This window comes from Streptomyces sp. NPDC041713 (assembly GCF_055591085.1).
The window spans coordinates 122,484-136,963 of record NZ_JBVIZY010000015.1 but is presented as its reverse complement, the minus strand read 5'-3'; the positions used below and the strand labels follow the sequence as shown (position 1 = coordinate 136,963).

Sequence of the window (14,480 nt, the reverse complement as noted above, 5' to 3'; positions counted from 1 at the left end):
GGGGCTCCAGGGGTCGGTGTCGGCGGGGCGGGTAGGTCTCAGTGACTCCGGGGCCTCGGCGGCGGGTCCGGTGTCACTGACGATATCCGCTGAGGAAGCGGCCGATGCGGCTGATCGCGGCGTCCAGGTCGTCGGCGTGCGGGAGCGTGAGGACGCGGAAGTGGTCGGGGCGGGGCCAGTTGAAGCCGGTGCCCTGGACGACCTGGATCTTCTCCTGGAGGAGCAGGTCGAGGACGAACTTCTCGTCGTCGTGGATCGGGTGGACCTTCGGGTCCAGGCGCGGGAAGGCGTACAGGGCGCCCTTCGGCTTCACGCAGGAGACGCCGGGGATCTCGTTCAGCTTCTCCCAGGCCCGGTCGCGCTGCTCGTGCAACCGGCCGCCGGGCGCGGTCAGTTCGTGGATGGACTGGCGGCCGCCGAGCGCGGCCTGGATGGCGTACTGCGCGGGGGCGTTGGGGCACAGCCGCATGGAGGCGAGCATCGTCAGCCCCTCCAGATAGCTCTTCGCGTGCTGCTGCGGCCCGGTGACGACCAGCCAGCCCGACCGGAACCCGGCCACGCGGTACGTCTTGGAGAGCCCGCAGAAGGTGAGGACGACGAGGTCGGGGGCGAGGGCGGCGACGCTGTGGTGCACGGCGTCGTCGTACAGGATCTGGTCGTAGATCTCGTCGGCGAAGACCATCAGGCCGTGCCGGCGCGCCAGGTCGAGGATGCCCTCCAGGATCTCCTTCGGATAGACCGCGCCCGTCGGGTTGTTGGGATTGATGATCACGACGGCCTTGGTGCGGTCGGTGATCTTCGAGGCCATGTCGTCGAGGTCGGGGTACCAGTCGGCGGCCTCGTCGCACACGTAGTGGACGGCCTTGCCTCCGGAGAGGGTCGTGACGGCGGTCCACAGGGGGAAGTCCGGGGCGGGGATGAGGACTTCGTCGCCGTCCTCCAGGAGCGCCTGCACCGCCATGGTGACGAGCTCGGAGACGCCGTTGCCGAGGAAGACGTCGTCGACGGAGACCTCGTCGAGGCCGAGCGCCTGGTAGCGCTGGGCGACGGCGCGGCGGGCGGAGAGGATGCCGCGCGAGTCCGTGTAACCGTGCGCCTGCGGGAGCATCCGGATCATGTCCTGGACGATCTCCTCGGGCGCCTCGAAGCCGAAGAGCGCGGGGTTGCCGGTGTTGAGCCGCAGCACGCTGTGGCCCGCCTCCTCCAGGGCGTTGGCGTGCTCGATGACGGGGCCCCGGATCTCGTAACAGACCTCGCTGAGCTTGCTCGACTGCCGGAACTCCATGCGGTGCGCCTCCCGTGACGTGTGTTACTTGGTTTTACCAAGGATGCGCTTGGAAAGTCCAACAACTTGCATAGACTATGTCGCATGCCACCTCGCCGAAGCTACGACCAGTACTGCGCGGCCGCCCGTGCGCTCGACGCCGTGGGCGACCGCTGGACCCTGCTGATCGTCAGGGAGCTGCTGGCCGGCCCCCGCCGCTACACCGACCTCCACGCCGACCTGCCGGGCGTCAGCACGGACGTGCTGGCCTCGCGCCTGAAGGACATGGAGCAGCGGGGCCTCGCGACGCGGCGCAGGCTGGCCCCGCCGTCGGCGGCGTACGTCTACGAACTGACTGTGCGGGGCCGTGAGTTGCTGCCCGTCCTGGAGGCGCTCGCCGCCTGGGGCGCGCCCGCTCTGGCGGAGCGGGCGCCGACGGACGCGGTGCGGGCGCACTGGTTCGCGCTGCCGCTGCTGCGGGGGCTCGCGGCGGCGGCAGCGGGGTCGGGGGCGGAGGGTGTGGTGGAGGTGCGGCTCGACGAGGGCTGCTTCCACGTGCGGCTCGCCGCCACCGACGACGACCGGACGTACGGGGACGGGCCCGCGCCGGACGGTGCCGACGCGGCCCTCGCGCTGGACGCGGCGTCGTGCGTGGCGGTGAGCCGCGGCGAGCTCACGATCGCGCAGGGCGTACGCGAGGGCCGGATCGAGGTCACCGGCGACTCGGTGCTTGCGAAGGCGCTGCGGGAGTCGTAACGGCGGCCGGTTTCCGAGGAGTCAGGCTTCCCGGCCGCTCGCGCGGGTCACGGCAGCGGGCCGCCGCGGGCCGTGATCCAGAGCTCGTACCACTCCTCGTGGGTGAGTTCCGGCTCGCGGGTGACGGCGTCGCGGCAGGCGAGGATGCGTTCGGGGCGGCTCGTGCCGATGACCGGGGCGATGCGGGCCGGGTGGCGCTGGAGCCACCAGAGCAGGATCGTCTCCGGTGTCGTCCGCTTGCGTTCGGCGAGGGCGGAGACAAGCGTCGCGGTGGGGGAGTCGGTGCGACCGGTGTAGCGGCCCTGGGCGAGGGCGCTCCACGCCTGCAACTGGACGTCGTGGGCCCGGCAGTACTCGATCGTGCCGTGCGGGAAGCCGTTCTCGGCGGCGGCCGGGGTGTTCACGAGGACCCCCGCCTCGACCCAGTCCCTGCTGCTCAGGCTCATCTCCAACTGGTTGGCCACCAGCGGGAATGCGAGGTGCTCCTGCAGGTGCGCGATCTGCGCCGCGCTCATGTTGGACACGCCGAAGTGGCGCACCAGGCCCTGGTCGCGCAGGGAGGTGAGCGCCTCCGCGATCTCCTCCGGGCCGGTCAGCGGGTCCGGCCGGTGCAGCAGGAGGACGTCGATCACGTCCGTGCGGAGCCTGCCGAGGCTCTCCTCGACGCGGCGGAGGATGCTCGGGCCGCGCAGGTCGTACCTCCCCGGCAGCTCGCCGTCGGCCTGCCGGATGCCGCACTTGGTCTGCAGCACGATGCGGCCGCGCAGCTCCGGCGCCCTGGCGAGCAGCTCGCCGAAGACCGCCTCGGCCTTGCCCTTCCGGTAGATGTCGGCGTGGTCGAACACCGTGATGCCGGCGGCCAGCGCGGCCTCGACGGCGGCCTCCGCGTGGGCGATGTCCGCGGCGGTGTACGGGGCGGTGTCCCAGGTGCCGCCGAGCCCCATGCACCCGTACAGCGGCTGTCCCGCGGGCAGGTCGTTCTGCGCGGTCATGCGTCTCCCTCCGTGGTGAACTCCGTGACGCGTCAGCTCATCGTCGCTCACCCGCTCCATCGCCACTCCACCACTCGACCGCTCAATCGTCGCCCAACCGCCCCATCGTCGCTCAACCCCTCAGCGGACGTGCTGGACTTCCGGGCGACGGTCCGCCGTCCGGGCGGCGGCGAGCTCCCGCGCCGTGGCCATGTCGCTGAAGACGAGCAGCTGTCCGCGGACGGTCTGGTGCGGCTCGCTGCCCTTGCCCGCGATGAGCACGGTGTCCCCGGGGGCCGCCGCCGACAGGGCGAAGGCGATGGCCTCGCGGCGGTCGGCGAGCCGCTCGAACGGGACGCCGGCCGCGGCGAGGCCGGGCACGATCTGGTCGAGGATCGCCTCCGGGTCCTCGTCGCGCGGATTGTCGGAGGTCAGGACGCACAGGTCGGAGTGGTGCCCGGCGATCCTCCCCATGTCGGCCCGTTTCGTGGTGTCCCGGTCGCCGCCGCACCCGAAGACGGTGATCACCCGGCCGCGCGCGTAGCCACGGATGGTGGCGAGGACCTTGTCCAAGGAGTCGGGGGAGTGGGCGTAGTCCACGACCACCGAGACACCTTCGGCGGTCTCGAAACGCTCGAACCGCCCCGGCACAGGCGGCAGTTGACCGAGCGCGGTGACGAGCGCGTCCAGGTCGTGTCCCAGTACGTGGCAGGAGGCGAGCGTCGCGAGGGCGTTGGCCACCGAGTAGCGGCCGGGGAAGGGGATCGACGCCGGGCGGGCGCGCCCCTCGTGGTGGAGCACGAACCGCGTGCCCTCGGCGCTCACCACCAGGTCGGTCGCCCGGTAGTCCGCCGGGGCGTCGAGCGCGTACGTGGTCACCGCGCCCGGCATCATCGCGCCGATGCCGGCCCCCACCGGGTCGTCGGCGTTGACCACCGCGTGCCGGCACAGGCCCTGGAAGAGCCGGAGCTTGGCGTCGCGGTAGGCGGCCATCGTGCCGTGGTCGTCGAGGTGATCCTGCGTCAGGTTGGTGAACACCCCGACGTCGATGAACGTCCGGTCCACCCGGTGGGTCAACAGCGCCATGGAGGTGGCCTCCAGCACCACGCTGCCGGTCGCGCGGTCACGCATGTGGCCCAACAGGTACTGCAGATCGGGTGATTCGGGCGTGGTGAGCACCGACGGCGGCATCGGGATGCGCTCGTCACCGATGCGGCTGCCCGCGGTCCCGATGACGCCGGCCTTCGCCCCGGTGGCGAGCCGCAGGGCGGACTCGACCATGTACGAGACGGACGTCTTGCCGTTGGTGCCGGTGACCGCCACCACGTCCATGTGCCGCCCCGGTTCGCCGAAGTACCGGGAGGACACCACCGCGGCGGTCCGTCGAGTGTCCGCCACGCGTATGAGGCACCCGGCCGCGGACAGTGGCACGGCCGCACGTGTGGGGTCCGCCCCTTCGACGATGACGGCGGCGGCGCCGCGGGCGAACGCGGCGGCCACGGAGCCGGGCCCGCCCTCCCGGTGACCGGGCACCGCGACGAAGAGGGCTCCGGGCCCGACCCGGTCGACGTCGAAGGTCACCCCCGCGGTGATCGCGACCGAACGCGGCTCGCCCTGGAGGACGTGGTGGTCGTGTCCGGCCAACAACTCGTTCAGCTTCACGGTGATCCCTTCGAGGCGGCGCGGCCCGGTCGTGCGGTCGCGGCCGGGCTGCGGCGCCGGCGGGGGCCGGGGCGCGGGTGGGCGGAGAAACCCTGAGGTGGAGAGGGAAAACCAGAGGTTGGATGAGGAAACCCCGAGGTTGGAGAGGGAAACCCTGAGGGGGAGAGGCGGACTCGGGGGGTACGGCGGGTGGGCCGGCGGGCCGAGCCGCAGGGAGAATCGCTAGCCGTGCTCGTGCACGGCGATGCGGAGGGCGCGGGGCGCTCCGGTCCCCGGAACGGCCGTCGGCCGGCCGGCTCCCGGGCGCGGTTCGGAGGCGGCCCGCTCCCGGCCCTGCCTCGTAGAACCCGTGTGACCCATGGGGCCGAGTGTACGGCTGTTGCGGGGGCCGCGTCCCCAGGCGCCGGTCAAGCGCTCACAGGGCCGACTGGATGCCAGGGCCGACGGGGACGCCCAGCCGCTCGGCCACCGTGGTGAGCGCCGGTCCCAGCGGGAGCGAGATCCGTGTGACGGCGTGCTGGTCGCCCCGGGTCGGGTCCTGGTTGACGATCAGCACCGGCGTCCCCGCGGTGGCGGCCTGGCGGACGAACCGGAGGCCCGACATCACCGTCAGCGAGGAGCCGAGGACCAGCAGCGAGGTGGCCCCGCGCACGAGCTCGCGGCAGTGTTCGACCCGCTGCGGGGGGACGGCCTCGCCGAAGAAGACCACGTCCGGTTTGAGGACGCCGCCGCAGACCGTGCAGGGCACGACGTGGAAGTCGCCGACCTGCTCGTCGTCGAGGTCGGCGTCACCGTCGGGGTTGATGCCGGCGGCGACCGGCGAGAAGCCGGGGTTGGCCTCCTCGAGCCGGCGGGCGAGTTCGCGTCGCGGGGCGAAGGTGCCGCAGGTGAGGCAGACGACGCGGTCGAGGCTGCCGTGCAGCTCCACGACGTCCTCGCTGTCGGCACCCTGGTGCAGACCGTCGACGTTCTGGGTGATCACGCCAGAGAGGAGCCCGTGCCGCCCGAACGCGGCCACGGCCCGGTGCCCGGCGTTGGGACGGGCACGGCCGAAGGTGCGCCAGCCGAGGTGACTGCGCGCCCAGTACCGGCGCCGGGCCCGTTCGGAGGCGGTGAACTCCTGATACGTCATCGGGGTGTGCCGGCTGAGACTCCCGCCCTCGCCCCGGTAGTCGGGGATCCCGGACTCCGTGGAGATCCCCGCCCCACTGAGCACGAGCACGCCGCCCGCGCCGAGCGCGTCGGCGACGGGCTTCAGATCCACGGTCGCGGGCGGCAGATCCTCGGGAGGGTTCCAGCTCAGGGTGGGGCGCATCCGCATGGGGCCCAGCGTACGCAACGCCTGGGCGGCGGGCCTGGACGGTTTCCGGTGCCCCGGCGCGGGGCGGGGGCCTGGGCGGTTGGGGGTGCCCCCGGCGCGGGGTGGGGGGCTTGGACGGTTGGGGTGCCCCCGGCGCGGGGTGGGGGGCTTGGACGGTTGGGGTGCCCCCGGCGCGGGGCGGGGGGCTTGGACGGTTGGGGTGCCCCCGGCGCGGGGCGGCGGGCCTGGACGGTTGGGGCGCCCCGCCAGCCCGGGGCGGGGCCGGTGAGGCTGCGGCGCAGCGCCTCGCGCACGGCGGGTGCCCCCCAGCCCGGGGCGGGGTCGGAACGGTTGAGGTGCGCCCCTGGCGCGGGGCGGGCCGGGGGCGGTCGAAGGCGCCCCTCCCGGCACGGGGACGGCGGGCTGGACGGTTGACGGCCCCGGGACGGTGCCCCCGGTGGGGGGGGGGGGGGGGAGGGGGCCGCCGCGCGCGGCCTGGCATCACCCCGCCGCCCCGTCGGCGCTCGGGCTTACCCGTGGCGGGTGGGGTGATCGCCCCTGTCGCGGGCAGAGAGAGGTCGTCCCGGCCGGGGGGGAGAGAGACCGTCCCGGTGGGGGACACCTGCTCTGCGCCACCAGGGCCTGAGCCCTCCGGACCGGTCTGCGACCGACGGCCGGATCCGTTCAGCGGCCGCTCCGCCCCCGGACCATGCCGAGCAGCCCGTCCAGTTCGTCGACCTTGAGCCGGCGCGCGAGGGCGACATAGAGGACCACGAGCACGAAACCGCCCGCCACGAGGGCCGTGGCGGAGCCCAGGGCTCCGGTGCCGAGGGCGTCGAGGAGAAAGAAGGCGAGCGCGCCGCTCGCGAGGGCCGCCGGTAGCGAGGCGGCGGCGAGACGCCCGTACGTCCGCGCGACGCGCGCCCCGTCCAGGTCGCCGCCAAGCCGGTCACGCAGCCGGCGCCAGGCCACCCCGACCCCCACGGCGAAGGCCACCCCGTACGCGGCCGCCATGCCGACGACGGCCCAGCGCGCGGGCAGCACGAAGAAGGAGAGGGCGGCGCCCGCCGCGTTCACCATGGCCACGACGACCGTGTTGTAGAAGGGCGTACGGGTGTCCTCGAAGGCGTAGAAGCCGCGCAGCACCACGTACTGCACGGAGTACGGGATCAGGCCGAGGCCGAACGCCATCAGGATGTAGCCGATGTTCCGCGCGCCGCTGCCCGCGGTCGCGAACATCAGCGTGGCCATGGGCACGCCCAGCGCCAGGAAGGCGAAGGCGAACGGCACGATGGCGACGGCGGAGGCGCGGAGCCCGTACGAGATGTCGGCGCGCACGGCACCGGTGTCCCCGGCGTCGGCGGCGCGGGCGATCCGCGGCAGCGCCGCCGTCATCACGGACACGGTGATGATCGCCTGCGGCATCAGCCACAGCTGCAGGGCGACGTTGTACGCGGCGATGCCCGTGCCGGGGTGCCCCTGCTTCTCGGCGATCGGCCCCGCCCACGTGGCGAGTTGGGTGACGACGATCAGGCCGAGCTGGTTGGCGAGGACGAACAGGAGGGTCCACTTGGCGAGGCCGAAGGCCCGCCCGAGCCCGTGCCCACGCCAGTCGAAGCGGAGCCTGAGCCGCACCCCCGCCGCGCGGACGTACGGCACCATGGCGAGGGCCTGGACCACGAGACCGAGGAGCGTGCCGATCCCCAGCAGCCGCACCCCCTGCGGCGTGATGCTGCCGGCGTCGAGGTGGGAGTCGGAGAACGGGCCGAAGGCCCAGATGAAGGTGCCGAACGACGCGATGATCAGGACGTTGTTGAGGACCGGCGTCCACATCATCGCGCCGAAGCGGCCCCGGGCGTTGAGGATCTGCCCGAGCACGACGTGCGCGCCCATGAAGAACATGGTCGGCAGGCAGTAACGGGCGAAGGTCGTCGCCAGTGCGAGCTGCTCCGGATCCTTCCGCAGGGACGGCGACATCATCTGGACGAGGAGCGGGGCGGCAAGCACGGATATGAGGGTGATGGCCCCGAGCAGCACGAGGACCAGCGTCATGAGGCGGTTCGCGTACGCTTCGCCGCCGTCGGCGTCCTCCTTCATCGACCGCACCAACTGCGGGATGAAGACGGAGTTCAGCGCGCCGCCGCAGACGAGCACGTAGATCATCGTCGGCAGGACGTTGGCGACCTGGTAGCTGTCGTTGAGCGTGCCGACGCCGATGGCCGCGGCCATGACGAGCGTGCGCAGGAACCCGGTCAGCCGGGAGGCGACGGTGCCGACGGCCATCAGCGCGCTTGACTTCAGCAGACCGGAGTCACGTCCGCCGGTGCCGCGGCCTCCGCCACCCGGGCCCTGGCCGCCGGGCACGGTCTCCTGGGCCGGGGGCGGGCCCGGCCTCAGGACACCCAGGTTCAGCGTCGGTTCGGGCGGGGGGACGGGCCGGTCGATGCGCATGGGGCTCCAGGGGGTACGCGGATTCGCGGGTTCGCCTGTTTCAGGAACGGGCGGTGAAGGAGCGGCAGTTCCTTCGAACCGGGCCAGAAGCCTAATAGATGGTCAGATCAATCCCTTTCCGTGTGGCCCGGACAGCAGCGCGTACCGGACAGCCGCGCGGTCCGCCGGGCCCCGCCTCGATCGGCCGCATCGGTGGGTGTGCGTGTTATGCCCGGATGTCGGCGGGTACCTCTGTGCGGACGAAATCGGTGCCGAGGTGCGAGGAGACGAGAGGTACATGCAGATCGGATACAAGCTGGCGGCCGAGGCGTTCGGCCCGGCGGAGCTGGTGCGGCAGGCGGTTCTCGCGGAGCGGGCCGGCTTCGACTTCGTGGAGATCAGCGACCACTACCACCCGTGGCTCGACAACCAGGGCCACTCGCCGTTCGCGTGGACGGTCCTCGGCAGCATCGCGGCCAAGACCGAACGGATCGGTCTCGCGACCGGCGTGACCTGCCCGACGGTGCGCTACCACCCGGCGATCATCGCGCAGGCCGCCGCCACGCTCGCCCTCCTCTCGGAGGGGCGGTTCGTGCTCGGCCTCGGCTCGGGGGAGCGGCTCAACGAGCACGTCACGGGCGTCGGCTTCCCCGACGCCGTGTCCACCCGGCACGAGATGTTCCGGGAGGCCCTGGAGATCATCCGGCTGCTGTGGCGCGGCGGCTACCGGTCGTACGAGGGCAAGCACCTGCGGCTGAGCGACGCCCGGGTCTTCGACCTGCCCGACGAGCTCCCCCTGATCGCGGTCGCCGCCAGCGGCAAGGCCTCGACGGGGCTCGCCGCCGAGCTGGGCGACGGCCTGTTCGCCACGGAGGACAAGCCGGAGATCGTCCGGCAGTACCGCGAGGCGGGCGGGGACGGGCCGTGTTACGCGGAGGTCCCGATGGCCTGGGCGCCGGACGAGCACACCGGGGCGAAGGCGGCCCTGGAGACCTCGCGCTGGGCGCTGACCGGCTGGAAGGTCATGAGCGAGCTGCCCAACCCGGTCAACTTCGACGCGGCGACCGCGACCGTGCGCGAGGAGGACATCCGGGAGAAGTTCGCCTGCGGCACGGACCCCGCCCGGTTCGTCGAGGTGGCGCAGCCGTTCGTGGACGCGGGCTTCGACCGGCTGGTCATGCAGAACGCCGGGCCCGACCCCGACGGCTTCATCGACTTCTACCGGAGCGAACTCGACGGGCGCATGCGCGCGCTGCGGCCGGGGGGCGGGCAGGGCTGAACCGCCCGGTCGCCGAGAGGGCTGCCCGGCCTCCGCCGGGGGCCCTGTTCCGTCGCGGCGGGCGCGGCGCTCAGCCCGCCGCGTTGTCGACGCGCAGCCGCACCTGTTCCTCCAGCCGCTGCAGGCTGCTGTCCAGGGCGGAGTGCACGGCCTGCTCGCCCGGGTCGTGCGCCTCCTCGAAGAACGACAGGTGCACCGTGACCTCGCTGGTGCCGCTGTCGAGGCCGGCGACCTGCAGCCAGCCCGTGTAGCCGCCCTGCTCGCGCGTGCCCCATTCGAGCCGCATCTGCTCGGGCTGGGCCCGCAGCAGCGCGGACACGTCCTGGTCGGTGCGGTCCTCGTGCACGGTGACGGCGGGCAGCTCCCCGGCGTCCACGTGCAGCTCCCGCGGCAGCCACTCGTCCATCTGGGCGACGTCGGAGGCCTGGTCGAAGACGTGCTCCGGCAGGGCGGGCATCGTGCGCGAACGCTCGTACTCGGTCATCGGGACACCGTTTCCTCGGCTCGGGTGCGTACTGGGGTGCGTACTCGGGGGACGTACGAGACAACGCATGCCCGGCCCTCCGGATGGGAAGCCGCGGTGCGACAAATCCACCCGATTGCGCGCGGGGGCGGCGCCGGGCTCGCGGTGAGCGCCGTGCCGTCACGTCACGCGCGGGGGGACGAAATCCGGCCCCCGTGCATGGAAGCGGAATGCCGCACGGCGCCGGCCCCCGTACAGCCGAGCGACATGATCGCCCGATCGTGACTTCCGCCCACCCTGGGCCCGGCGCGTCCCGATGCTGGAGAACGTGGCGCCCGACCGGCGTCGAAGGACGTGCTGGGGGTGGGGAGCGCCATGACACGAGACACCGGCAGTGGTGGAACCGGAATGGGCGGCGGCGGGAGAAGCGGAGGCAGCAGGGGCGGCGGCCTGGACGAGCGGATGGTCCTGCTGGTGGCGGGCCTCGCCGATCTGGCGGTGAGTACGGCGGGGTCGGTGCTCGGGACCGTGCGGGAGCTGACGCGGCGCTCGGACGCCGCGGAGCTGGCGGCCGACGCCGAGCACGACCTGCTGGCCCGCGGACGCCTGGCCCTCGACCGGTACGCGGCCGCGCCCCCGGCCCATCTGGAGATCCTCGCCCGCCAGGCCATGGCCCGACGGGTCGCCGATGACGTCTGAGCGGTGGGAGCCGGCCGCGTTCAAGGCGCGCGTCGACGCGGTGCTGCAACCGTTCGTCGCCGAGGAGGGCGACCGCTTCGCGGCCGTCGACCCGGCCCTCGAACCGGTGGCCGAGCAGCTGGGCGCGGCGGTCGCGGACGGCAAACGCCTGCGGGCGGCCTTCTGTTACTGGGGCTGGCGGGCGGTCGGGCAGCCCGACAGCGACGCGCTGGTGCGGGCCGCGGCCTCCATGGAGCTCGTGCACGCCGCCGCGGTCGTGCACGACGACCTCATCGACGACAGCGCGCGGCGGCACGGCCGGCCCACCGCGCACGTGGCCCTGCGCGGCGCGGTACGCGGCCGACCGCGCGCCGTCGCCGCCGCCAGGTCGCTCGCGATGCTGGTGGGGGACCTGCTCATGGGGATGGCCGGGCAGCTGTTCACCACCAGCGGCCTGCCCGCCGCGTATCTGGCCCGGGCCCGCCCGCTGTGGTCCGTGCTGGCCCGCGAGCTGATCGCCGGGGAGTGCCTGGAGATCCTCCGTACCGGTGCCGAGCCGGACACCGCGGCCTCGCTCAAGGTGATCCGGTACAAGACCGCCAAGTACACCGTCGAGCAGCCGCTGCTGATCGGCGGCGCCCTCGCGGGTGCCTGCGGGCGGCTGCGCGCGGGGTACTCCGGCTACGGGCTTCCGCTCGGCGAGGCCTTCCAGCTCCGGGACGACCTGCTCGGCCTGTTCGGGGATCCGGCCCATACGGGCAAGGCCAACGCCGACGACGTACGCGGCCACCGGCCGACGGCCCTGCTGGCCGAGACGTGGCGGCTCGCCGGTGACGACGACCGCGCACGGCTCGGCGCTCTGCTGGGCCGGCGAGATCCGGACGGGGAAGGCCTGCGGGAGGTGCGCGAGGTGATGCGGCGGCTCGGGACGCCCGACCGCGTCGAGGCCATGATCGCCGAGCGCGTGGAGGAGGCCTTCGACGCCCTCCACGAGCTGAACCTGCCCCCGCACGCGGACACCGCGCTGACCGCGCTGGCGCACTCGGCGGCGGCGCGGGTGTCCTGACGTGAGGGCCCGCAGGCCAGGCCCGACCTCACGTACGTCCCGCCTGCGCCGTCCCACCCCGTACGAGACGAGGAGCCCCCGCCATGAACCGCTACACCGACGCATCGATGGACGCCCTCAGAACCGTCGGCGACGAGCTCGCCGACGCCACCGTCACCACCCTCTTCGCGCGCGGGGAGGTCGGGAAGTTCAACACCCTGATGCGGTACGTCTCCACGGCCGGCGCCCCGCTCCCGGAGGGCCTGCCGGACGTCGCCCGCGAGTACCTGCGGGCCACCGCCGCGCCGCCGGACTGGGTGGACTGGGGCGAGATGGAGAAGGCCCGGCTGTTCTTCATCGACAACAACGTGCACATCTCCACCGCCCTCTCCTTCGCCTCCATGCCGGCCTGCTACGTCGTCCCGCACGTGGCGAAGCTCCTGTCCACCACCCACGGGCTGAAGTACCCCTCCAAGCGCATGGCGGAGACCGGGCAGTTCACCGTCCACCTGATGCGGCCGGACGCCTTCGAGGCGGGCAGCCGCTTCATCCCCGCCGCCCAGAAGGTCCGCCTCCTGCACGCCTCCATCCGCCACCACCTGAAGCGGGAGGGACTCTGGGACACGGGGTCCCTGGGGGTGCCGATCTGTCAGGAGGACATGATCGGCGGGCAGATGTTCTTCTCGATGCTGGTCCTGGACAGCCTGCACCGGCTCGGCATCCACATGTCCGACGAGGGCGCGGCCGCGTACTACTACGCGTGGCGTGTGGTCGGCGCCATGCTCGGCGTCGACCAGGACGCCGTGCCCAAGTCCCTTGAGGAGGCACGGCAGTTCCTCGACCTCTACATGCTGCGGTACATGGGCCCCTCCGAGGAGGGCGCGCATCTGACGCGCCAGCTCATCGACCTCTACGAGGAGGTCGTGCCCGGCACCTTCTTCGACCCGATCGTCTCCGCGCTCATCCGCCATCTCACCGGCGACACCTGCGCCGACTGGCTGGAGGTGCCCCGCACCTCGTGGGACACGGTCGTCAAGGCGGTGCCGCACCTCCTCGGCGTCCTGGAGACCATCGAGGACCGCTCGCCGCTCGGCGCCTGGGCCCTGGACCGACTCGGCCACCTCACCGCCGTCCTCGAACTGTCCTCGCTGACCCGTGGACGCGTCATGCACTACGCCATCCCCGAACAGCTGAAGACGGAGTACGGGCTCGCGCACACGGTGCCGCCGGGCCACCGCTGGACGCCCCCGGCGCCGAGCGTCCCCTCGTGAGACCGTCGCGGACCTGCCGCTCCGTCCCGGGGGAATTCGCTTGCCTCGGCGACGGACCGGCGTTGGACTGGTGCGCGACGCCGCGCACCGCGGTGCCGGTCTTCCGAGGAGGCAGCGGCCGCGATGCAGATCCGATCGACCACCGATGAGGACTTCGACGTCTTCGTCGACACCCTCCATACGGCGTTCGGGCGTTTCCCGGAGACCCCGGTCGACGGGGGCGGACTCTGGTGGTCGGCGCTCGAAACGGACCGCTGCCTGCTCGCCCGTACGGACGACGGACGGCCCGTCGGCACCGCCGCCGCGCACTCCTTCGAGCTCACGCTGCCCGGTGAGAGCGTCATCCCGGTCTCCGGAGTGACCGCGGCCGGTGTCCTGCCGACGTACCGACGCCGGGGCGTGCTCAGCGCGCTGATGCGGCATCAGCTCGCCGGCCTGCGGGAGCGCGGCGAGTGCGTCTCCGTGCTGCTGGCGTCCGAGGCCCCGATCTACGGGCGGTTCGGCTACGGGCCGGCGACGTATACGGCGCGGCTGACGGTGCCGCGGCACAACGGGGCGTTGGCGGCTCCGCGGGCGGGCGGGGACTTCGGCGGGGGCCCTGGCTCGGGCTCCGTCTCGGGTTCCGGCTCGGGACCGGGATTGGATCCCGGCTCGGGCGGGGGCCCCGGCTCGGTCGAGGTGCTGCCCCGTGCCGGGTGCGGGGACATCCTCGCGGAGGTGTACGACTGGTACCGCCGCGCCCAGCCCGGCGCGCTGTCCCGGCCGCAGGTCTGGTGGGACCGGCGCGCGGGCCGGCCGCCGATCTCGCCGGCGCCGCGCCACATCGCCCTGCACCGCGACGCCGACGGCGTCCCGGACGGCTACGCCAGCTACGCGATGGGCGAAGGCGGCACGTTGACGGTCGACGAGACCATCGCCACCGACGACGGCGTGTACGCGGAGCTGGCCCGGTTCGTGCTCGGCCACGACCTGGTCTCCCGGGTCGTGTTCGCGTCGGTCTCGACCGAACACCCGCTGCGCTGGCGGTTCGCGGACTTCCGTGCCGCCGAGGTGAGCGATGACCCGACTGCGTCCCGACGGACCGGACGCCCGACCTCTCCCTGGACGTACGCGATTTGGGCTCGGTCTATCTCGGCGGCACGGCGCCGAGCACGCTGGTGCGGGCCGGTCACATCCGGGAGCACCGGCCGGGCGCGGCCGCGCTGGCCGACGCGCTCTTCCGCGCGGAACGGCCGCCGCACTGCCTGCACTGGTTCTGAGGGAGGGGAGGGGAGTGGAGTGGACCGAGGCGACGGAATCCGTAGGTGGACGAGAATGTGAGCGTGACCGACCCGACGCGGACCCCCCGGCCCCTCCAGGAC

The 14,480-nt window shown here is 73.1% G+C and carries 11 protein-coding genes and 1 pseudogene; 6 read left to right on the top strand and 6 right to left on the bottom strand.

The window, feature by feature from the left end; genetic code table 11:
• Positions 1-73 precede the first annotated feature (73 nt).
• On the bottom strand, positions 74-1,285 hold the full coding sequence (locus ACZ6CV_RS32810; protein WP_469254972.1) for a pyridoxal phosphate-dependent aminotransferase: 1,212 nt from the start codon (positions 1,283-1,285) through the stop codon (positions 74-76).
• 84 nt (positions 1,286-1,369) lie between these two features.
• Here ACZ6CV_RS32810 and ACZ6CV_RS32805 point away from each other — a divergent pair, with 84 nt between their 5' ends.
• Positions 1,370-2,020 (top strand): winged helix-turn-helix transcriptional regulator, encoded by a 651-nt coding sequence (locus tag ACZ6CV_RS32805; protein ID WP_469254970.1) that lies wholly within the window; start codon positions 1,370-1,372, stop codon positions 2,018-2,020.
• A 47-nt stretch (positions 2,021-2,067) separates the two neighbouring features.
• Here ACZ6CV_RS32805 and ACZ6CV_RS32800 read toward each other — a convergent pair whose 3' ends face one another.
• The 4 genes from ACZ6CV_RS32800 to murJ all read right to left on the bottom strand — a co-directional run bounded on the left by ACZ6CV_RS32800 (position 2,068) and on the right by murJ (position 8,404).
• Positions 2,068-3,012: an aldo/keto reductase gene (locus ACZ6CV_RS32800; RefSeq protein WP_469254968.1), complete on the bottom strand. Its 945-nt coding sequence runs from the start codon at positions 3,010-3,012 to the stop codon at positions 2,068-2,070.
• Between the two features lie 120 nt (positions 3,013-3,132).
• A complete protein-coding gene (locus ACZ6CV_RS32795; protein ID WP_469254962.1) occupies positions 3,133-4,653 on the bottom strand; it encodes a UDP-N-acetylmuramoyl-L-alanyl-D-glutamate--2,6-diaminopimelate ligase in 1,521 nt (506 codons plus the stop codon).
• A gap of 415 nt (positions 4,654-5,068) precedes the next feature.
• Entirely contained in the window at positions 5,069-5,974 is a 906-nt protein-coding gene (locus ACZ6CV_RS32790; protein ID WP_469254912.1) for an NAD-dependent protein deacetylase, read from the bottom strand.
• Positions 5,975-6,637: 663 nt separating this feature from the next.
• A complete protein-coding gene (gene murJ / locus ACZ6CV_RS32785; RefSeq protein WP_469254910.1) occupies positions 6,638-8,404 on the bottom strand; it encodes a murein biosynthesis integral membrane protein MurJ in 1,767 nt (588 codons plus the stop codon).
• A 277-nt stretch (positions 8,405-8,681) separates the two neighbouring features.
• On the opposite strand from murJ, the gene ACZ6CV_RS32780 reads away from it, so the two are divergent.
• A complete protein-coding gene (locus ACZ6CV_RS32780; protein ID WP_469254909.1) occupies positions 8,682-9,662 on the top strand; it encodes a TIGR03557 family F420-dependent LLM class oxidoreductase in 981 nt (326 codons plus the stop codon).
• 70 nt (positions 9,663-9,732) lie between these two features.
• Here the strand turns inward: ACZ6CV_RS32780 and ACZ6CV_RS32775 are convergent, their stop codons facing one another.
• The gene (locus tag ACZ6CV_RS32775) at positions 9,733-10,146 is read right to left on the bottom strand and encodes an SRPBCC family protein (protein ID WP_469254907.1); all 414 of its coding nucleotides are present in this window, start codon (positions 10,144-10,146) and stop codon (positions 9,733-9,735) included.
• Between the two features lie 387 nt (positions 10,147-10,533).
• Here ACZ6CV_RS32775 and ACZ6CV_RS32770 point away from each other — a divergent pair, with 387 nt between their 5' ends.
• The 4 genes and pseudogenes from ACZ6CV_RS32770 to ACZ6CV_RS32755 all read left to right on the top strand — a co-directional run bounded on the left by ACZ6CV_RS32770 (position 10,534) and on the right by ACZ6CV_RS32755 (position 14,378).
• Positions 10,534-10,824 (top strand): polyprenyl synthetase, encoded by a 291-nt coding sequence (locus ACZ6CV_RS32770; RefSeq protein WP_469255005.1) that lies wholly within the window; start codon positions 10,534-10,536, stop codon positions 10,822-10,824.
• On the top strand, positions 10,814-11,869 hold the full coding sequence (locus ACZ6CV_RS32765; RefSeq protein WP_469254905.1) for a polyprenyl synthetase family protein: 1,056 nt from the start codon (positions 10,814-10,816) through the stop codon (positions 11,867-11,869). Before ACZ6CV_RS32770 ends, ACZ6CV_RS32765 begins: the two co-directional genes overlap by 11 nt.
• 83 nt (positions 11,870-11,952) lie before the next feature.
• Positions 11,953-13,119, top strand: a complete 1,167-nt coding sequence (locus ACZ6CV_RS32760) for an oxygenase MpaB family protein (protein WP_469254903.1) — start codon at positions 11,953-11,955, stop codon at positions 13,117-13,119.
• 123 nt (positions 13,120-13,242) lie between these two features.
• A pseudogene (locus ACZ6CV_RS32755) lies at positions 13,243-14,378 on the top strand (GNAT family N-acetyltransferase).
• The last annotated feature ends 102 nt before the right edge of the window (positions 14,379-14,480 follow it).